Genomic DNA, 19,183 nt, shown 5'->3' on the forward strand with positions numbered 1-19,183 from the left:
ACGCACCCCTCGCGACCAGTTGCGCACCTCGGCGATGAACGCCTTTTGGCCCGGCGCCGTCATCCTCGGGATGCATCGTGCCCCGAAGGGAGGCGTGCCGGGCCACGGCGCACACCGGAGCTGACCGTCCGCGCTTTCAAGCGGTTGACGGCGGCGAGAAATCGGGAGAACTGTCGGCGAGACGCTTGAGTAGAGTGTCAGCCATAAGCCGAGCTCCTTGAGCCTCCAAAATCGCCAAGGACTCCCGCCAATGAGATATCGCTTCATCGGGCCGGTTCATCGCTGACTTGACATCACCCAGCGTACGTAGCGAAAGCGCTTCCAAATGCTCATGACGGACCTTCCTGCTCAGCAACAACCCGTCCTCCGCATACCGCAGGGCGATGCGCTGTTCTCCCGTTTGCAGGAACGCTTCGCCGAGGCGCATGAGGCTGCCGGCGCGGACGAAACCGTGCTCTCCCTCCTCTGTCAGGGCCAATACGTGCTGGTGGGCAGAGATCGCGTCGTTCGGCCGCCCCCGAAGTATCAGTACCTGACCTTGCCGGAAAGCGGCGAAGGCTTCCCCATATCGGTCGCCGAGTTGGCTGAACAGTCGAACCTGCCGCTCGGAGTCGGCCACGGTCTGTTCGTCGACATCCTCGCTGCGCACCCGTATCTGTACCATGTTCCCCAACGCCGTGGCTTCTGTGGAGAAGTTCCCTTGTTCCCGCGCCAGGGCCGCCGCTTTCCTGAGAAGAGGAATGGCGGCGGCTGAATCCGAGAAACTGACGATGAAGGCTTGGACGTTCAGCGACATGGCATAGACATCATCATCGCGGCTGGCCAGTTGCAGCGCCCGGTCCGCATGCTCAAGCGCTTCGTCGAGCCGACTCACTTGCGCCAGCGCGCCGCTCAGCATGTAGCGAGCTCGCCCTTCTGCACGCTTGTCCTGCGCGTGGGCGGCGGCGTCGGCCAGGAGCGAGGCGACAGGTACCACCTGATGCCACAGATAGGAGCTTTCAAGAACGGGGTCCAGCATCAGAAGCAGCGTCGTGGCGCTTTCGGTGTGCGAGACCGCAGTCTGCCTGAGCAGCAGAAAGATGTCATCGAGTACGGAAGCGCTCCATGCCAGTGCCTCGCCGACACTGTTGAAGTGCGCCCCTCCCGGCACAACGGGCAGCGCCGTCTGCGTCAAACTATGGCCTGGGCGCATGACACGGTAGGCCTCTGTAGCGGTGACGATGTGCAGATGGAGAAGGCGCGCCAGGGCGGCATGTCGCACCTGCTCGGGATCCGTCTCCAGGGCCAGACGCCGCGCGAAGAGACGTACCAGGTCGTGGTAGCGATAGCGGTCCAGAGCCGGCGACTCCAGCAGTCCGACGCCGACCAGCCGTTCCATGAGTGCTTGCGTGGCGCTCACAGGAGCGTCGAGGACAGCGCCGGCCGTCTGCAGGTCGTACACACCGTGGGCGGGCAGGGCCAGGATCCGCAGTGCCCGGCACGTGGCCTGGTCCAACTGGCCGTAGCCCAGGGCGAAGCTGGACTCGACAGTGACCGAGTCCACCCTCAGTTCGGACAGGCGGTGCTGCTCGTCGGCGAGCCGCTCGGCCAGCTCCGAAAGCGTCCACGCGGGCCGGGCGGCAAGGCGGGATCCGATGATGCGTACGGCCAGCGGCAGCCCTCCGCAGGCGGTGAGAATCCGGTGTGCCGTGGGTGACTCCGCCGCAACCCTGGCGGCTCCGACCAGCCGGGTGAACAGGTGCATCGCCTCTTCCCAAGGCAGCGCTCCGACATGCAGACGCAAGCTGACCGGAAGCGTCGCCAGTCCGTTCCGGCTGGTGATGACCACGGCACAGGTCCCGGCGCCGGGAAGCAGCGGGATCACCTGTTCCATGTCCGCCGCGTTGTCCAGGACGATCAGGACCCGGCGCTGCGCGAGCGTGGAGCGGTACAGGGCCGCGCGCTCGTCGAGGTCGGCGGGAATGAAGGAGTCGCGCTCACCGAGGGCTCGTAGGAAGGATGCCAGCACCACGCCCGGGTCGGCGGGCGTTCCGTCGGCTCCCCGCAGGTCCGCGTACAGCTGACCGTCGGGGTAGGCGGCGAGCACGGTCTGGATGCTGTGCATGACCAGTGAGGTCTTGCCCGCGCCTCCCATTCCGGTCACCAGCACGATGGGCATGGCCTCGGCGGACGGGTGCAGCAGGGTCTCGCGGATACGCTCCGTCTCCTCGACCCGGCCGGTGAAGTCGGCCACCGCGTGCGGGATCTGCCGAGGGGCTCGTTCCTGACGGGACACGACCTGACGGACGGACGGCGTGGTGGCGTCGAGGATCTCGGCGTGCAGCTCCTGCAGCCGCGGATTCGGTTCGATGCCCAGTTCCTCGGCCAGGACGCGGTGCACGCGGCGGTAGGCCGCCAGCGCCTCGCCCTGGCGCCCCGTGCGGTAGAGCGCGCGCATGAGCAGGTAGTGCAGGCCTTCGCGGAGCGTATGCCCTTCGATGAGGGGGACGAGTTCGGTCGCGGCGTCCGCGCACTCCCCGAGCTCCACCATGGCTTCGAGGCGCGCCTCGACCACGTCCAGACGGTGTTCCTCCAGGCGGGAGCGTTCGGCTTCCGCGAAGGGACCGGGCACTCCCATCAGTGCCACTTCCGGCCACAACTCCAGGGCGGTGTCGAAGAGACGGCGTGCCGCCGCGATGTCGCCGTTCGCGGTCAGGACCCGGGCTTCGGCGACGCGGCGCTCGAACAATGCCCAATCCAGGCAGCCGTCGGCGAGGCGCAGTGAGTAGCCGCCAGGGACGGAGACGAGGAGCTGCCACGGTTCACCCTGTGCCCGAGCGGGTTCCAGAAGGTGCCTCAGGCGCCAGATATACGTGCGAATCACGGTTTCCGGGCGCCTCGGGATCCGGTCCCACAGCGCGCGTACGAGTTCGTCGATGCTGACGGCGCGATCGTGCCGAAGGATCAGGATCGCGGCGACCGCTCGCTGCTGGGGCGAGCCGAGATCCAGCTCGGCGCCGTCGCGGTGCGCCCGGAGACGGCCGAGAACCGAGAAGTGGACGCCTGAAGTGCCTTCCGCCCCCATGTGTGAACCTCACGTGGTTGAGACGCCGACCCGCTCCCCTGCCCCCAGAGCGGAACGTATGTTCATCAGCATACGAATTATGGCAATGATGCCACAGCCAAACTCTCCTGAGCTGCGGTTATCGGCCACGAGGCCTGCCGCTCGGGCAGCGGCGGGAGGTCAAGAATGCCCGCAATCCGTGGCCGTGTCCATCGCCGCAAGCAGCGCGGCACACGTCGGTGAGACCGCCGGGATAGGCGCAGGCCACCGATGCGAAGCGGCGTGAGCGGTGTGAGCGTGGGCCCTGAAGACACGCGGGCGACCACCGCCCGCCGCGGTCCCGTGGGGCCCGTCCGCCGCGCCGACGAAATGTCAGGCGCACGCTCCGAGGCCCGCGTGACCAGCCCGCACATCCGCAGAAGCAGAACCATCCCTAGGAGAGCGCCTCCGTGTCACCGCAGCAGCAGGCCGAGACGTCCCACGATCCGAACGCCATACCCATCGAGGCCGAACTCGTCGCTCGCGCTCAGGCTCTCGGGCCGGTCCTTCGCGCCAACGCCGAACGTACGGAAACAGATCGGCGCGTGGCGCCGGAGAACCTGGAGGAGCTGAGGAACGCCGGCTTGCTCCGACTGACCGCCCCGAAGACACGCGGCGGCTTCGGGGCATCGATCCGTACCCAGATCGAGGTCGGGCTCGCACTGGGCCGGGCCTGTCCTTCCACCGCGTGGGTCGCCGCCATCTACAACGGCGTCAAGCCGATGACCCTGATGCTTTCCGATGCCGCGCGTGAGGAGTTCTATCGTGACGGTCCCGATGTCACGGTGTGCTCTGTCGCCAGTGTTCACGGGGAGGCCGTCCGCGTGGACGGCGGCGTCCGCTTCTCGGGCACCTGGGCAGCCGCTTCCGGTTGCGAGGACGCTCGCTGGGCGCTGCTGGGCATCCCACTGCCGGACGCGGCGGGCGGCCGTCCCTCGGCCGCGACCGTGCTCGTGCCGCTGGAGGACTTGCGGGTGAAGGACACCTGGCACGTGGCGGGGATGCTGGGGACGGGCAGTCAGAGTCTGGTCGCCGACGAGGTCCCGGTACCCGAGCACCGCATCATCAGCGCGGCGGTCGCTCCCAGCGGCGGCTCCGGTTTCCCGGCGGCTCTGAAGTTGGCCGCCACTCTGAACCTGCTGGCACCCGTGGTCGGCGCGGCTCTGGGCGCTCTGGACACCGTGCGCGACACGCTCGGTTCCGGTCGCGGCATCATCGCCTCCGTCTACCAGGACACCACCGCCTCCCCCTCAGCGCAGATGTGGCTGGGCGAGGCGGATCACCTGATCGACCGCGCGGTCCGGCTCGTCACGTCGGCGGCCGGCGCCGCCGACGCGGCGTTGACCGGCGACCCGCTCACGCCGCGTGAACGGTCCGCCCTGCGCATGGACATGGTCGCGGCCGTCGAGAACGCCCGGTCGGCGATGAGCAAACTGCTCGACCTCAACGGCACAGCCGCGTTCTCCCGGTCCAATCCCCTCCAGCGTTACTGGCGGGACATGGAGACCGGAAGCCGTCACGCGCAGTTCAACCCGTTCATCACACGGGAGGACTACGGGCGGCTGACCGTCGGTATCGAGAGCACGGTCTCCCTCTTGGTGTGACACACGTCACCGGGACGTCCGGCGGCGGGCGGACAGGTCCGGGCGTGGAACATACCCAACGCGCCCGCATACGGGCCGGTGACGCGCAGGCGTTCTCTCGACTCTTCCACGAGCACGCGCAGGCCGTGCACGGCCATGCCGCACGGTGGCTGGGAGACCCGAGTACGGCCGAGGACGTGGTCTCGCTGACCTTCTTGGAGGCCTGGCGCCTGCGGGAGAAACTGCTCTCCGACGACGAGTTCGCGGCTGCCCGGCCCGAGCGCGGGAAGGAGAGCGACGACGGCCTGCGAGCTTGGCTGTTCGGCATCTCGGCCAACGTGTTGCGCAACACCCGGCGCGCCGCCCGCCGACACAGAGCCGCACTCGACCGTCTCCCGGCCCGCCCCGCTGATGTCGATACAGTGCCCGACTTCGCCGACGCGCTGGTCGACCGGATGGAGGACACCGAACGGCTCGCGACCGCACGGGCGGCTCTGGGCAGGCTGCGCCCACGGGAGCGAGAGGTCTTCGCCCTGTGCGTCTGGTCCGAACTGAGCTATGCGGACGCCGCCGCGGCCCTCCAGGTACCCGTCAGCACAGTGCGGTCCCGGCTTTCCCGTGCCCGGCAACGTCTTCGGCGTCTGGCCGAGGCGGAACTCGCGCGCCGTACGAGCCCCCCAGGCGGGCAACCGGCCGCCACCGAAAAAACGAGACGCCTCCGGAGCAGCGGACAGGAACCGGTTGACCGCACCGAAGCGGCCCGATCGATACAGGAGAGACGCCGATGAACCGCGCAGAACGCGAAGAGGCGGCCCGGCTGCTGCCGAGCCCGGGCGATCCGGTCCTGCCGAAGGGCCGCTTGACGCAACTGGAGGCCCATCTCATGCGAGAGATCACCCGCGAAGCACCCGCGCCCGCCACTCGCCCCGCCACAGCCGACACGCCGTCCACCCGGCCACGTCGGCGATTCGCCGCTGTCGCCCTTCCCATGGGCACCGCCGCCGCGGTGGTGGCGGCAGTCCTCGCCCTCGGGAACAGCGGCTCCGGCGAGCCGTCCACCAGCCCGGAGGCCGTGCGGCTGCTGGACCGTATCGCCACGGTCGCCGCGGCCCAGGACGTCCCGTCCGTCCGGGACGACCAGTACGTGTTCACACGTACCCAGGGCACGCAGCAGATCATGAACGAGGGGCGGGACACCTTCCGCCGCTCGGACTGGCACGCCGTGGACGGCAAGCGGGACGGGCTCGCCCGGATCACCGTCCTGTCCGGCCCCTCCGGCAAGAGCACGAAGGACATGAAGCTGGAGGCCGACCCCCACGGGACCGCCTACCGCGAACTACAGGCACTGCCCACGGACCCCGACAAGCTGTACGAGCACATCTGGACGGCCACGGACGGCCAGGGGCCGACCCATGAGGAAGCCGCGCTGGAGATGATCGGCTCCATGCTCCAGGGCGCCACCCTGCTGCCGGAGGTGGATGCGGCCCTGTACCGGGCCGCCGCCAGGATTCCGGGAGTGACCGTGGTCCACAAGGCCAAGGACGCCGCCGGCCGCACCGGTGTCGGCCTGGCCTTCGGTGACGGGGGCGACCGCGACGTCTGGGTCTTCGGTGAGAAGAGCCTCGACTACCTCGGCTCCGACGAGGTGGCGCTGCTCGACATAGGCGTGGTCGACAAGGCCGGTGACACACCGGCCGGTTGAGCCCGTCCTCTCGGTGTACGTGCCCGCCCTCGACCACCGTCGAGGGCGGACCCCTCCATCAGGGCAGCGCCGCGCACATCGGCCCACCGGGACTCCGGCGGGCCGATGTGCGGTTCAGCGTCGCTGGTCAGGCGGCGGCCGTGCTCGCTGTCGCTCCGGTGAGCGACTCGTTCGCGGCGACGGCGGCTACGCCGAGCGAGGCGCCGAGCAACGTTCTGGGGCGAGGGTCACGATGGTGCCTTCCGATGGGGGAAGAGTCGGCCCGGCCCGGCTCGGCTCGGTCCTGTCCGTTCATACGTGTCCGTGCGGCGCCGGCGTTGCGGGACGGCACCGGGAGACACCGGGCGGAGGTTTCGTCGCTCTCCGCCCGGTGTGCTCGGCCATGTGTCGAAGGTGTCGGCCTTCGACCAGGTCGGTGCGGTGCCGTACCGGTCAGGTGAGCGGTGCGGCGGAGGGAAGGGCGGCGAGGACAGACGGGTAAGTGGTGCGCACCGCCTGCTGGTTGAAGCCGAACTTGTCGATGGCCGTGGCGGAGATCTCCCGCTTGTAGCCGTTGGAGACCAGGTAGACGGTGGTGTCGTCGGTGCTTCTGGCGAGGTAGGCGTACGCGGTGAGCGGGCCTCGGTCGGCGATGTTCGCGGTGGTGAGCACGAGGCGTACACCGTCGGTGCTCTCGAAGAGCGCGCTGTAGGTGACGGAGCTCGGGATCAGGTGCCGTCGGCCGTCCAGGACGAGGTAGACGTCGTTGGAGTTGACCGCCTTGATCCGGAGGCCGTTCAGTTCGGGGAAGAGTTCGCCTTGGCTCTCCGCGGCCGTGGACACGCTCGCCGTCGGTGTCTGCGAGGTGGCGGCCTGGGCGGAGAAGGCGGAGCCGGCCGCGACGGCACCCAGGGCGGCGAGAACCACGGCGACGCGCGGCATGAGGGACTGCTTGTTCATGATGATCCTCCGGTCAGCTTCCGAGAGGGGCGAACCGGAGTGTTTTCCGGTTCCCCGTCCCCCTCGGGCGATAGTTGAAATCTAACCTAGTTTTGATGACGCGTCAACAAGATTGCGGTGTGGGAACGTTGTCGAACGGCCGGTTCCGAGCGACCGGTTCACGCAGACGCAGCCCTTTGAGCAGCAGCACCTGGAAGTTCTCCGGCGGGCCGCGGGAACGATCACGCTCCCCGGAAGATGAGCCGCTACGTCACCGGGGCGTCGTCCCGGGGTGGTCCGGCGGTGGAGGCACACCCGGTGCCGGACGGCGCCCGGGACGCCTTGATCCTGAGCCGCACGTCTTCGGCGTCCAGCACATCCTGGACGCTGCGATGCACGATGTCGTCGATGCGTCCGGTGTCTCGCAGTTCCGACAGCGCCTGCCGTTTGACGTGCAACAGCGCGGTCTCCAGGCGGAGGGCGCTACGACTGCGCCGTGCCGCGTCCTCACTGGTGTCGATGCGGTCGTTGATGTCCCGTTCGAGGTGAGCCACCGTGCTCGGTGCGGCGGAGTAGCGGCGGGCCAGACCGGGCAGCTCGCGCAGGGCGGCGACACTGAGGTACCGGTGAGCGAGGGCCGATTCGGCTGTCTGCTCATGGTCGTCGCCGTACCCTGCCCGCCGGACCACGGCGGGCAGGGAGGGGCCCAGAACGGTGAGCGTCACGACGATGACGACCACCGTCGTGAAGACGATGGCGTCCCTGTGTTCCACGGCGCGTCCGTCGGCGGTCACGGCCGGGATGGTCAGGGCGGCCGCGAGCGAGATCGCACCGCGCATACCGGCCCAGGCCAGCGGCAGGCGCTGCGCCGCCCCGATCCGGCGTTCCTTCTGGACGGGCCGCCGGTCGACGAAGCGCACGGCATAGGGAACGGTGTAGAACCACAGGAACCGCGTGCCGAGGACCGCAGCGCTCACGGCGGCCGCCACCACCACGGCCTGCAGTAGGGCTGTCGAGGTCAGCGCCCGGACCGCGGCGGGCAACTGCGTCCCCACCAGAACGAAGAGTGCGCTGTTCAAGAGGTGGCTGGTGACTTCCCAGAAGGCTGTGGCCTGCACGCGGGCGTCGGGGCTGATCACCCGAGGGCCGTACCGGCTGCTGACCAGGCCACAGGTGACGACGGCCAGTACGCCGGAAACGTGCAGTGACTCGGCGGGCAGAAAGGCGAAGAAGGGCGTGACCACGCTCAGGACACTGTGCAGCAGCGGGTCGTCGAGACGGCGTCGCACCAGCCTGAGCAGCAGCGCGACGACGACGCCGATGGCGATGCCTCCCGCGTAGGACTCGACGAAGCGCAGTGTCGTAGCTGTCCAGTCGAAGGGTGCGTCCTCGGTCACCACCTCGATGGCGACGGCTAGCAGTACCAGTGCCGTGCCGTCGTTGAGGAGGCTTTCCGTGCGCAGCACGGTCAGGATCCTCCGGGGCATCGCGCGGGCCACAGCGGCCACGGCGGCCGCGTCGGTCGGCGCGAGTACGGCTCCCAGGGCGAGGGCGATGGGCCAGGGATAGCCGAAGACGTGGGCCACGGCCCCCACGGCGAGCGCGGTGACCAGGACCAGCACGGTGGACTGCAGGGCGATGGTGCGCAGGTTGTGCCGGATCTCCCGCACGGACGAGGTCAACGCCTCCCAGTACAGCAACGCGGGAAAAAACAGCAGCAGCACCACTTCGGGGGAGAGAGTGACGTCGGCGAAATACGGCGTCAGTCCGATCGAGCAGCCGGCACCCAGCAGAAGCAGGGGCTCGCTCAAACCGGAGCGGCGGGCGAGGAATCCGGCGACGAGTACGGCTGCCGCGACGGCGACGACCAGTTCCAGGCTCTCCATGTCCGTGTGCCTTCCGGGGATGTGACAAGTACGGGGGGACGAGGGGGCCGCCCAGCCACGAGGTGGCTGGGCAGCCCGTCAGCGGCCGTCGCGGCCCGGCACCTGGTCCTCGCGGTACAGGACCAGGTGCTCGTGGTAGAGCACTCCGTCGCGCACATCTCCGGTGGCGGTGAATCCGGAGTCGTCGACGTAGTCGATGTGGTCACCGGTCACGGTGTAGCTGCCCGTGTAGGCGCTTCTGCGGGTGCCTCGGGCTTCGTCGTAGCGGCCGTCGGGCAGCAGTTCCTGTCGGATGTAGCCGTCCTCGGTCACCCACATGCCGACGTAGGGGTGGGAGACGGTGGGGTTGGTTTCGTCGGTGTTCATGGCATCTACGTTCTCTTCCGCCACTACCGGTCACCAGGCCTTGTGTTTCCTGGGTGTGCGTCACCCAGGCTCGCCGGTGGCGGGGCAGCCGACGGTGCTTCGGACGGCGGGTTCGGCAGCGCACAGGTCAGGTGCCGGCAGGTAGGCAGTCGCTACCGACGCGGCATGCCGGTAGCCCGTGCCAGGGTCGCTGCAGAAACGTTGTCACCGGTCCGCGTGCGGACCGGTGCTTCCGTTCTCGGACCCCTGTCACTCTCAGCAGCACCGAAGGGCACCATGAGCCTCACCACCACTACCCGCTCCCTGTTCTCCACGGCCACCGGCAACCTGGCTTCCCGCGTCTATCTGACCGTCACGGCCGCCGTGCTGGCGTGGGCCTACGTGGATGCCGCCCTTGTGGCCCAGGCGGACTCCTCGTTCGTGGGTGTCTACGCCATCGTGGTCACCGCCCCGCTGAGCGTGCTGCTGCTCTGGACCGACGCCTTCTCGGCGCTGCCGTTCTTCCTGCTGATCGCGGTCTGCGCCCTGGTGAACGCCTTCCTCATCGGACTGGCGGCGCGCCGCGTCCCGGCCCGCCGCTAGGGCGGCACGCGACCACCCCCCTCACGCACCTTGGACGGTCACACCCTGCTTCGATCGGACGGACGCAACGTCTCGATGTGGCGCAATTGACGCCGGGAGGAGACGTCCAGCTTGCGCAAGATGCTTCGTACGTGGGCGTCCACCGTGCGGGGACTGACGAACAAGGCCGTTCCGATCTCGCGGGATGTCTCGCCTCGCGCGACCATGCGTGCCACCCGGAGTTCCTGGACCGTCAGGGTATGCACACCTGTGCTGGAACGTACCGTCCGCTCCCCGGCCACACCGAGTTTGGTGGCGGCTCTGGCCTGGAAGGCACTGACACCGACGTTCGAGAACGTGCTCCACGCCTGACGCAGCGGCTCACGCGCTTGCGGGCGACGCCCGGTCTCCAGGAGCCACTCACCCCACAGCAGGCGGGTACGGGCCACCTGCAGCACCGCTCCGGCTTCGGCCAACTGCTCCGTGGCACGTTGGAACAAAGCGTCCGCTGCGGAGCCGCGATCCAGCAGTGCCTGTGCACGCAGGTACATTCCCTCGGCCCAGGGAGTGCCGCACGTCTCGGCGTTCTCCCTGAGCAGGTCGCACACGGTCCGGAGGCGGGCCGTCCGGCCACAGGCCGCCGCGGCCTCGGCCAGTTCCGTCGCCAGCAGGCACCCGTATCCCGTCTCCGTGCTGTCAGGAAGTTCCCCGATGGCCGCGAGAACCGCCTCCGGCCGCCCCGCTCCGTTGTGCAGTACGGCACGGGCGTGTTCCGTGGCCGTCAGCAGCCGGCCTTCGCGGCGTTCCGACGCCTCTCGCGTCGCGAGATCCACCAGCGATGCGGTCGCCGCTTCGTCGCCCCGCCAGGCGGCGTGGGCGAGTTCCGCGTAACGCAGCGGTGGAATTCCGAGAGCTTGAGTGAGGTCATTGGCTTCCGCGATCCGTTTCGCCGCGTCGTCCATGCGGCCGACATACATGTCCACCATGGCTTGTTGGTCGAGGCTCACGGGCAGCGCGGCGAGGTCCCCTGTCGAGCGCGCTCCGTGCAACTGACGGTCCACCAGCCGTCTCCATGCCTGCATGTCCCACGCCTGTACGGCCGCGTCACTGGCGAGCCGCGCCACGCCCGGATCGTCCAGCAGTCCGGTGTCGGAGTCAGCCACGCAACTCCTCACCGCACGTGCCATCAGCGGCGCCGCGGCGCCCCCTGTGGTGATTGAGGTGATCAACGCCTCAAGCAACAGTTCCGCCGGAGCGTCGGCATGCCTGTCCGTATCCGGTCTCGGTCTTCTCGGCACGTCTTCCTGCGCCCGGTCGCGCGACAGGTACCGCCCGGTGAGGGCCAGGGCTGCGACCGCGTCCAGCAGAATGCGGCGGCCCGCCACGGGGTCCCTGTCCGAGACGACCCGCGCCGCGTCGAGCAGCGACCTGACCGCCCTCTCGTCGCGCTGCACCACGTAGGCCGTCCGCGCGTGCAGGAGAACCGCTCGGGTGCGTTCGGAGTCGGGAAGCGGCTCGTGCGTGAGAGAGACCAATATGGCCAGGGCTTCCTGGAACGCGCCCGTCTTGCGTTTCGCACGCGCCGCCGAGAGCAGGCGGGACGCTCTGGTGCGTGGATCCGCGGTGAGGGCCGCGGCCAGTTCCCAGAATCCTCCGGCAACGCCCGCGCCGGTGTGCTGCGTCGCCCTGCGTGCGGCTTCCTCGAGGTCCCCGGCCGCGTTCTCGTCGAACCCGGAAGCGGCCTGACCTCGGTGCCAGGCGTGACGGTCAGGGTCTTGAAGGACGTCACAGCATTCGGCGAGGGCGGCGTGGGCCTGCCGCCGCTCGGTCACGGAGGCCGCCGAATAGACCATGGACCGCAGCAGCAGGTGGCGGAAGCTCACCCGGGTGTCGACGTCCAGGATGCCGGCGGCTTCGGCCATCGCGGCGACATCCGGTCCGATACCCGTCGCCGCCGCGGCCTTGCGTACGAGGAGGGCGTTGCCGTCCGGTTCCGCCGCCGCGAGGAGAAGGAACCGCCGCACAGCGGGCTGAAGCTGGGCCAACCGGTTGCGGAAGTATTCCTCGAGCCGCTTGGGGCCGCTGCCGCTGTCCCCTGTGGCCGACCGGGACGTCATCTCCGTCGGGCCGATCCAGCGGGGCAGATGAAGCAGAGCCAGAGGATTTCCGCGCGCCTCGGTCAGGACCCGCTCACGGACCCGCTGGTCGAGTGGTGCGCGGACCCTGCTGTCCAGCAGCTCACGCGCGTCGCGGTCGCTCAGCGGGCTCACGGCACGGGCCGGCAGATCGGCCAGCTCCGCGCGTTCCGCGATGTCTTCCACCGTGAACACAAAGGCGACGCGGTGGGGGGCGAGTCGCCGGGCGACGAACGCGAGCACGGCGAGCGACCTGTGGTCCATCCAGTGCGCGTCATCGATGAGACAGATGACGGGTCGGTCCTCGGCGGATGCCGACAACAGGCCCAGTACGGCCAGCCCCAGGTACAGATGATCGGGGGCGCCGCCCGAACGGCGCCCCATGGCCACCCCCAACGCCTCCCGTTGCGGTTGCGGCAAGACGCTGAAGTGCCGCATCAGGGGACCGGTCAGGCGCTGCAGTCCGGCGAAGGGCAGATGGGTCTCGGTCTCGGAATTCTGGACGCGCAGTACTTGCAAGGACTTGTACTCGGTCTGCGCTCTGTCCAGCAGGGCGGTTTTGCCGATGCCCGCCTCCCCGTGCAGCACGAGGGCGCCTCCGGTGCCGACGCCGGCCTGCGCGACAAGGTTCCTCAGCGTGGCCATCTCCCCCCGCCGGCCAAGAAGTCCTTCGTCCACGGGCCCCTGCGCCGGGCGAATGTGCAACGTGTCGACCTCCATGATCGTCCCCCCACAAATTCCGTGTCCGCTTTTTCGTGTGCTCGTCACATAAACGGGCACGATCGGATCTGATCCGATCTTCAACGAAGCGTGTCTATGACGCGTCTACGAGCCGTCTACAAGGGATCTCGGACACTCGATCCTCGTGCGGCGAGACCGTCTCTGTGCCTGCGTCACCCGGGGGTTGTGCCGCGCACGGTCGCCGAACCACAGCACCGCCCCCGGGCACGGACCACCTCGCCGGGTCGTCGGAGGCGGCGATCGGTACCTCGCGACACGCGCCGACGACAACCGGGCGAGCGCCGTGCCGACTTCGCCGACGCCGAGGACGCCGATGGTGGCCCTGGCTCAACCCGCCACGATGTCGCGGACCATGGGCGCCACCTTGGCGCCGAACAGTTCGACGGCACGCATCCGGGCATCGGCCGACTGGGGTCCGGAGCTGTAGACCATGTCGAAGCGTCCGACGCCGAGCGTCTTCACCGCTCCGGCGATCTTGCGGGCGACCGTCTCCGGCGCACCGATGTAGAGGGAGCCGCTCTCGACCTCGGCGTCGAACTCCGCGCGGCTCAACGGCGGCCAGCCCCGCAGCGCGCCGATCCGGTCCCGGATCACCTTGTACGCCGGGTAGAACAGCTCCTTGGCCTCTTCGTCGGTGTCCGCCACGAACCCGGGCGAGTGCATGCCGACGGGGTGCGCGACCGTGCCGAACCGGTCGGCGGCCTGCCGGTAGAGGTCGATGTACGGGCCGAAGCGCTCGGGGCTCCCACCGATGATCGCGAGCATGAGCGGCAGCCCGTGCCGTGCCGTGCGCACGACGGACTGCGGGGAACCACCGACGCCCACCCAGGTGTCGAGGCGTCCGGTCTCGGTCCTGGGGAACACCTCGGCGTCCTTGAGTGCGGCGCGGGTGGTACCGCTCCAGGTGACGGGCTTTTCGTCGAGCAGCTTCACGAAGAGGTCGAGTTTCTCCTCGAACAAGACGTCGTAGTCGCTCAGGTCGTAGCCGAACAGGGGGAAGGATTCGGTGAACGAGCCGCGGCCGAGGATGACCTGCGCTCGGCCTTGTGAAACGGCGTCGACGGTGGCGAAGCGCTGGAAGACGCGGACGGGGTCGTCGGAGCTGAGCACCGTCACGCCGGAAGCGAGCCGGATGCGAGAGGTACGTGCGGCGATCGCGGCCAGCACCGTCTCCGGAGCGGAGATCGAGTACTCGGGGCGGTGGTGTTCGCCGACCGCGATGACGTCCACGCCGAGTTCATCGGCGAGTACGGCTTCTTCGACGACCTGCCGGATCGCGGCGGCGTGGGAGAGAGGGACGCCGGAGCGTTCCGGGACGTCACCGAAGGTGTCGAGGCCGAGCACGAGGTCTGTCATGGGACCCTCTTCCAAAGTTGTTGATGCGTAAACTACACCTCCTTTGTTGACGCGTCAACAATGCTTTCCCGGCAGGCGTTAGGGAACGGCCGGTCCGGTCACGTACTGCCCGTGCCCGCTGTAGGGCCATACGTTGGGCACACACCCGTGCATGCCCTTGATCTGCTGCATCATCACGGGAGCCGGACGCCCCGCGCCCGGACAGCCGACGTGGCCGTGGCCGAGGAAGTGGCCGACCTCGTGATTGATGATCAGTGCGCGGTAGTCGGTGATGTCGTCGGCATAGACGGGAGTGGCCAGCAGCCAGCGCTTGAGGTTGACCATGACGTGCTTCGCCACGTTGCAGTTGACCTCACCGCCCGTCTCCAGGCCGTACTGCCCGCAGATCCGGTCGACGGTGCCGGCCGTGGCGACGCGGACGACGAAGTCGGTCACGCCGCCGGAGACCCGGCGGAACGCCGAGCGGCCGTCGGCCGTCCAGCCGCGTGCGTCCGCCAGGATCCCTTCCACCTGCCGGGCGACATCTCGGGCCGAGAGGTCGAGGCCGTCCTCCACCTCCACCTGATAGCGCAGAACGGTCCCGTTTCCCGCCGGGGCGCTCTCGCCGGGCGCGACCGTGAAGGTGCCCGGTCCGGTGGCGGGGATGTCCCGCTCGGCGGGGGTCGCCCTGGGCCGGGGGGAGGCGGGCGTGCTGGACGGCCGGGTGCCGGGCCCGAGATGCGCGGGTCCGGCCGACGCGCCGGAGGGCCGGGGCCCATCCGCCCCCGGGGAACTCCGGCCCACGGCGAGCCCCGTGGCGCCGAGCAGGGTGATCGCGGCAGCCGTCCCGGCCCACCATCGGCCCTTGCGCGTGCGCCGGGAGGCGTGCGCGGGGCCGTTGCGGCGGCGGTCGGAGGCGGATGTCGCTCGGTACGTGGTCATGGCGGTCAGGCTGGGATGCCAGTGTGATCACCCTTGGCCGAGACGATAACGAGGGGATAACGAAGGTCCGCCCCGAGGCTTTATATGATCATCCGGTAACAGAGTTCCCGCTGGTCGCTGGGTTGTGCGGATACTGGGCGCATGCCACGCGTGCTGCTGATCGAGGACGACCGTGCCGTGCGGGAGGGAGTCACCCTCGCCCTGCACCGCCAGGGCCACGAGGTCGCCTCCGCCGTCACCGGCGAGGACGGACTCACCCTGTTGCGGTCCTTCCGGCCGGACGTCGTGGTGCTGGACCTGATGCTGCCCGGCATGCCGGGGCTGGACGTCTGCCGCAGGATGCGCGCCCTGGACCCGACGCTCCCGATCATCATGGTGACCGCGCGCGGTGACGACGAGGACATCGTCGTGGGACTCGAGGTGGGAGCCGACGACTACATGGTCAAGCCCGTCCGGGCGAGGGTGTTGCAGGCACGTATCCGTGCCGTCCTGCGCCGGGCGGCCGGGCCTGTCGGCGAGAGCGGGATACCGAGGATCGACACGTACGGGGACCTGACCATCGACCGGGCCGGCCTCACTGTCACCTGGCAGGGCTCACCCGTCGCCCTCGCCCCCTCCGAACTACGGCTGCTGCTGACCCTGTCCGCCGCGCCCGGCCAGGTGTTCAGCCGGCAACAGCTCCTGGAGGCGGTCTGGGAACACAGCTACCACGGGGACGCCCGCCTGGTGGACGCCTGCGTCAGACGACTGCGCGTCAAGATGGGCGAGCCTCCGCGGGATCCGCGCTACATCGGCACAGTGCGCGGCTTCGGCTACCGGTTCACCGCGCGATGAGACGTCCGGGCACAGGCGCGGCGGACTCCGCGGGGCACGGCGCTCCCGCCGCCGCCCGCGGTCGGCGGTTCGCAGCGGTGCGCCTGCGCGGTCTGCGCACGCGGCTGGTCGTGGCCTTCGCGCTGGTCGCCGTCCTGACCGCCGCCTCCACCGGCGCCCTGACCTTCCGCGAGGCGCGCACAGGCGTCCTGCAGCAGAGCCAGGACACCGTGATCAAGCTGCTGCGCACCCAGGTCGGGCGGCTCGCACCCGATCTCGGCCTCCCCCCGGACGAGGCCCGGTTGCGGCGGTTCGCGTCCGACGTGGCCCGCGCCGAGCCGTCCGGGAGCTGGCGCGTCCTGGCCTCGTACGGTGGTCTGGGGGCCACTTCCGTGCCGGGCGACCACTTCGAGGAGTTGACCCCGGCCCTGCGCGAGGCTGTCGGTTCCCGCCTGGCCACCGTCTTCCAGCGGGTGAACCGGGGGGACCGCACCTCGCTCGTCGTCGGCATGCCGGTCACCCTCGCCGTGCCCGGCCTGTCCGCCTCGGGCGTCCAGATCTTCCTGGCCGTCCCGCAGACCACGGAACGCGCGTACATCGACGCCCTGGTCACCGCCGTCGAGAGGGCCGCGCTGCCCGCGCTGGCGCTGGCCGTGGTGCTGGCGCTGCTCGCCGCGCGTGGGGTCCTGCGGCCGGTGCGGGCGCTGCGCAGTGCCACCCGCAGCATCGCCGAGGGACGGCTGGACACCCGGCTCACCGTCGAGGGTTCCGATGAACTCGCCGACCTGTCGCACACGTTCAACGAGACGGCCTCCGCGCTGGAGGCCTCGGTGTCCGAGCTGCGCGACATGGAGGCCCGGGCCCGCCGGTTCGCCGCGGATGTCTCGCACGAGCTGCGCACCCCCCTGGCGGCCATGTCCGCGGTCACCGACGTCCTCGACGAGGAAGCCGCCCACCTGAACCCGGACACCGCTACGGCGGTCCGCTTGATCAGCGAGGAGACCGTCAAACTGGCCCGTCTGGTGGACGACTTGATGGAGATCTCCCGCTTCGACGCCGGCGCGGCGGTGGTGCACCTGGACGAGATCGATCTCACCGAGTCGCTGGAGCGCACCCTCGCCGCGCGCGCCTGGACCGACCTGATCGATCGTGAGCTGCCACGACCGGGCACCCTGCGAGGCAACGTGGACCCACGCCGCCTCGACGTCATCGTCGCCAACCTGGTCGGCAACGCGCTCCGGCACGGCGCGCGCCCCGTGCGCCTGCGCCTGTACGCCGAGGCCGACGGCGGGCGACGCGTCGCCGTCATCGAAGTACTCGACAGCGGGCCGGGCATCCCGGACAGCGTGCTGCCCCACGTGTTCGAGCGCTTCTACAAGTCGGACGCCGCCCGTACCCGCACCGAGGGCAGCGGCCTGGGACTCGCCATCACCGCGGAGAACATCCGCGTGCACGGCGGCACCGTCCACGCGGGCAACCGCCCCGGTGGCGGCGCCGTCTTCACCGTACGTATTCCCCTGCCGGACGAGCCGGCCGGTGAACCGGCCCGAGGGGACGCGTCGTGATGCTGCACCGCACGAGGCGGACGCGGGCCCGGTGCCGACCCGCGCTGCTCCTCCTTCCCGCCCTCTGCACGCTCAGTGCCTGCGGGATCCCTGCGACCGGCGTGGTGGAGGCGGGTGAACCCGCCGGTGGCGTCGTGCCGACGGTACGGGTCTTCTTTCTGTCGGACGACCGCTTGGTGGGTGTCCCCCGCCGGACCGCCGGGCCGGTGGACATCGATTCCGCGCTGCGAATCCTCTTCCAGGGGCCGACCGCCGCGGAGGGCGCCAAGAAGATGACCACCCAGGTCGCGGCGGCTCCCGCTACTGCCCTTACGGGGCAGCCGGTCGAGGTGCCCGGGGAGCCGCTTCCCGCGGCACCCGTGAAGGTGACGGTGCGCCAGGACCGCGTCACCGTGGAGCTGTCCCGGCGGGCCGGCAAGGCGACCCGCCTCGCGGCGTGGCAGATCATCTGTACGACCGGCGCGGCACAGCGGCTCGCCACCCCCGGCGCCCAGCCCGCGCCGGTGACCGTCGTGACAGCGGACGGCAGGCGGTACGCGGGCGATCCGACGCGGTGCCCGGACGGCTGACGGTCGTCAGCGGAGCTTCATGATGTAACCGGCGTGATGGAGCTCGTCGCCGATGAACTCCCCGAAGGCCCAGAAGCCGAGATCGTCCAGGTAGTCGATGCGGTCGCCGTCGATCCAGTAGCGGCCCTGGTAGGCGTGCGGCCGTCCGCCGCGCGTCTCGTCGTAGCGGCCGTCGGCGGTGAGTTCCTGGTGCAGGAAGTCACCGCGGTCGATCCAGACGCCGACCCGTGGACTGCCGGTCAGGTCCTGAGCGGCGGGTATGCCCGCGGCGGGCGCCGTCCCGCGCCCCGGCACGTCCTGGCCGGCCCACACCACGGGTACGCCGTCCGCGACCAGCGCCCGGACCTCGGCCGGCCGGGTGAACAGTGTCGCCACCGCCTCCGGTACATCCCCGGCGAGCGCGTCGGGCACCACCAGCAGGTCCGCGGCGTTGCCCGGCGTCAGGGTGGCCACGTACTCCGAGCGGTGGCGGCGTCCGCCGGCCAAGGCGACCGTGTCCACGACCGCGGGGACGACGGTCATCCCGGTGCAGTCCACAACGATGGCACCGTCGTCCTGCGCCGCGGTCACGATGCCCGGGCCCACCCCGACGACGACGGAGCCGACCAGCAGCACATCGGCCCCCGTCAGGGTGCCGATCAGGGGATCCGCGGTCAGGACACGGGCGTTGGTGAACAGGACGGGGCGCTGGGCCTCGCCGGAGACGATCTCCTGGAGGGCTCGTGCGTTCCAGGTCATGCTGTCGGGGACGGTGGCGCTCATGCTTGCTCCTCGTGCGCGTGGCCGCCTCGTCCCTTTGACGCGTTCTGCGCGTCCGGGTCTCGGAGGCCGTGGTGACACAGCCTCGACCGGCTGCCGAACACCAGCCTCGCCATCGGCGTCCCACCCGAACAGGCCGGAATACACCTGGGTATGGCACACCCAGGAACAGTTGCCACGTGCTTCGGAGGAGAGAACTCCACCCGCTGTCACGAGCATCCCTGCC

At 69.8% G+C, this 19,183-nt stretch carries 15 protein-coding genes; 7 read left to right on the forward strand and 8 right to left on the reverse strand.

Annotated features, from left to right (window positions below):
- Positions 1-136: 136 nt before the first annotated feature.
- Positions 137-3,064, reverse strand: coding sequence for a BTAD domain-containing putative transcriptional regulator (locus tag ACIRF8_RS08920; protein WP_404212492.1), 2,928 nt, complete (start codon positions 3,062-3,064; stop codon positions 137-139).
- A 428-nt stretch (positions 3,065-3,492) separates the two neighbouring features.
- On the opposite strand from ACIRF8_RS08920, the gene ACIRF8_RS08925 reads away from it, so the two are divergent.
- The 3 genes from ACIRF8_RS08925 to ACIRF8_RS08935 are packed head-to-tail and all read left to right on the forward strand — an operon-like array spanning position 3,493 to position 6,367.
- Positions 3,493-4,686 carry an acyl-CoA dehydrogenase family protein gene (locus tag ACIRF8_RS08925; protein WP_404212494.1) on the forward strand — a complete coding sequence of 398 codons (1,194 nt, stop codon included), beginning with the start codon at positions 3,493-3,495 and terminating at the stop codon, positions 4,684-4,686.
- Between the two features lie 44 nt (positions 4,687-4,730).
- A complete protein-coding gene (locus ACIRF8_RS08930) occupies positions 4,731-5,453 on the forward strand; it encodes an RNA polymerase sigma factor (protein WP_404212496.1) in 723 nt (240 codons plus the stop codon).
- Complete coding sequence (locus tag ACIRF8_RS08935) at positions 5,450-6,367, forward strand: CU044_5270 family protein (protein ID WP_404212498.1); 918 nt, start codon at positions 5,450-5,452, stop codon at positions 6,365-6,367. The genes ACIRF8_RS08930 and ACIRF8_RS08935 overlap by 4 nt, the downstream gene beginning before the upstream one ends.
- Positions 6,368-6,799: 432 nt before the next feature.
- Here the strand turns inward: ACIRF8_RS08935 and ACIRF8_RS08940 are convergent, their stop codons facing one another.
- From ACIRF8_RS08940 to ACIRF8_RS08950, 3 genes are all read right to left on the reverse strand, one after another.
- On the reverse strand, positions 6,800-7,306 hold the full coding sequence (locus tag ACIRF8_RS08940; RefSeq protein WP_404212500.1) for a hypothetical protein: 507 nt from the start codon (positions 7,304-7,306) through the stop codon (positions 6,800-6,802).
- A 245-nt stretch (positions 7,307-7,551) separates the two neighbouring features.
- Complete coding sequence (locus tag ACIRF8_RS08945; RefSeq protein ID WP_404212502.1) at positions 7,552-9,171, reverse strand: Na+/H+ antiporter; 1,620 nt, start codon at positions 9,169-9,171, stop codon at positions 7,552-7,554.
- Between the two features lie 78 nt (positions 9,172-9,249).
- Complete coding sequence (locus tag ACIRF8_RS08950) at positions 9,250-9,537, reverse strand: Atu4866 domain-containing protein (RefSeq protein WP_404212504.1); 288 nt, start codon at positions 9,535-9,537, stop codon at positions 9,250-9,252.
- Between the two features lie 276 nt (positions 9,538-9,813).
- On the opposite strand from ACIRF8_RS08950, the gene ACIRF8_RS08955 reads away from it, so the two are divergent.
- The gene (locus ACIRF8_RS08955) at positions 9,814-10,119 is read left to right on the forward strand and encodes an SCO4225 family membrane protein (RefSeq protein WP_404212506.1); all 306 of its coding nucleotides are present in this window, start codon (positions 9,814-9,816) and stop codon (positions 10,117-10,119) included.
- Between the two features lie 38 nt (positions 10,120-10,157).
- On the opposite strand, the gene ACIRF8_RS08960 is transcribed toward ACIRF8_RS08955, so the two are convergent.
- The 3 genes from ACIRF8_RS08960 to ACIRF8_RS08970 form a co-directional block, all read right to left on the reverse strand.
- A complete protein-coding gene (locus ACIRF8_RS08960; protein WP_404212508.1) occupies positions 10,158-12,953 on the reverse strand; it encodes an AAA family ATPase in 2,796 nt (931 codons plus the stop codon).
- A gap of 348 nt (positions 12,954-13,301) precedes the next feature.
- Positions 13,302-14,330: an LLM class flavin-dependent oxidoreductase gene (locus ACIRF8_RS08965; RefSeq protein ID WP_404212510.1), complete on the reverse strand. Its 1,029-nt coding sequence runs from the start codon at positions 14,328-14,330 to the stop codon at positions 13,302-13,304.
- A gap of 78 nt (positions 14,331-14,408) precedes the next feature.
- The gene (locus ACIRF8_RS08970) at positions 14,409-15,251 is read right to left on the reverse strand and encodes a DUF3152 domain-containing protein (protein WP_404212512.1); all 843 of its coding nucleotides are present in this window, start codon (positions 15,249-15,251) and stop codon (positions 14,409-14,411) included.
- 141 nt (positions 15,252-15,392) lie between these two features.
- Here ACIRF8_RS08970 and ACIRF8_RS08975 point away from each other — a divergent pair, with 141 nt between their 5' ends.
- The 3 genes from ACIRF8_RS08975 to ACIRF8_RS08985 all read left to right on the forward strand — a co-directional run bounded on the left by ACIRF8_RS08975 (position 15,393) and on the right by ACIRF8_RS08985 (position 18,198).
- On the forward strand, positions 15,393-16,085 hold the full coding sequence (locus tag ACIRF8_RS08975; RefSeq protein WP_404212514.1) for a response regulator transcription factor: 693 nt from the start codon (positions 15,393-15,395) through the stop codon (positions 16,083-16,085).
- Entirely contained in the window at positions 16,082-17,629 is a 1,548-nt protein-coding gene (locus ACIRF8_RS08980) for a sensor histidine kinase (protein WP_404212516.1), read from the forward strand. The genes ACIRF8_RS08975 and ACIRF8_RS08980 overlap by 4 nt, the downstream gene beginning before the upstream one ends.
- A 206-nt stretch (positions 17,630-17,835) precedes the next feature.
- Positions 17,836-18,198, forward strand: coding sequence for a hypothetical protein (locus ACIRF8_RS08985; RefSeq protein ID WP_404212518.1), 363 nt, complete (start codon positions 17,836-17,838; stop codon positions 18,196-18,198).
- Positions 18,199-18,204: 6 nt separating this feature from the next.
- Here the strand turns inward: ACIRF8_RS08985 and ACIRF8_RS08990 are convergent, their stop codons facing one another.
- Entirely contained in the window at positions 18,205-18,960 is a 756-nt protein-coding gene (locus tag ACIRF8_RS08990) for an Atu4866 domain-containing protein (RefSeq protein WP_404212520.1), read from the reverse strand.
- Between the last annotated feature and the right edge of the window lie 223 nt (positions 18,961-19,183).

It is taken from the genome of Streptomyces sp. NPDC102406, assembly GCF_044765725.1.
Lineage (GTDB): Bacteria > Actinomycetota > Actinomycetes > Streptomycetales > Streptomycetaceae > Streptomyces.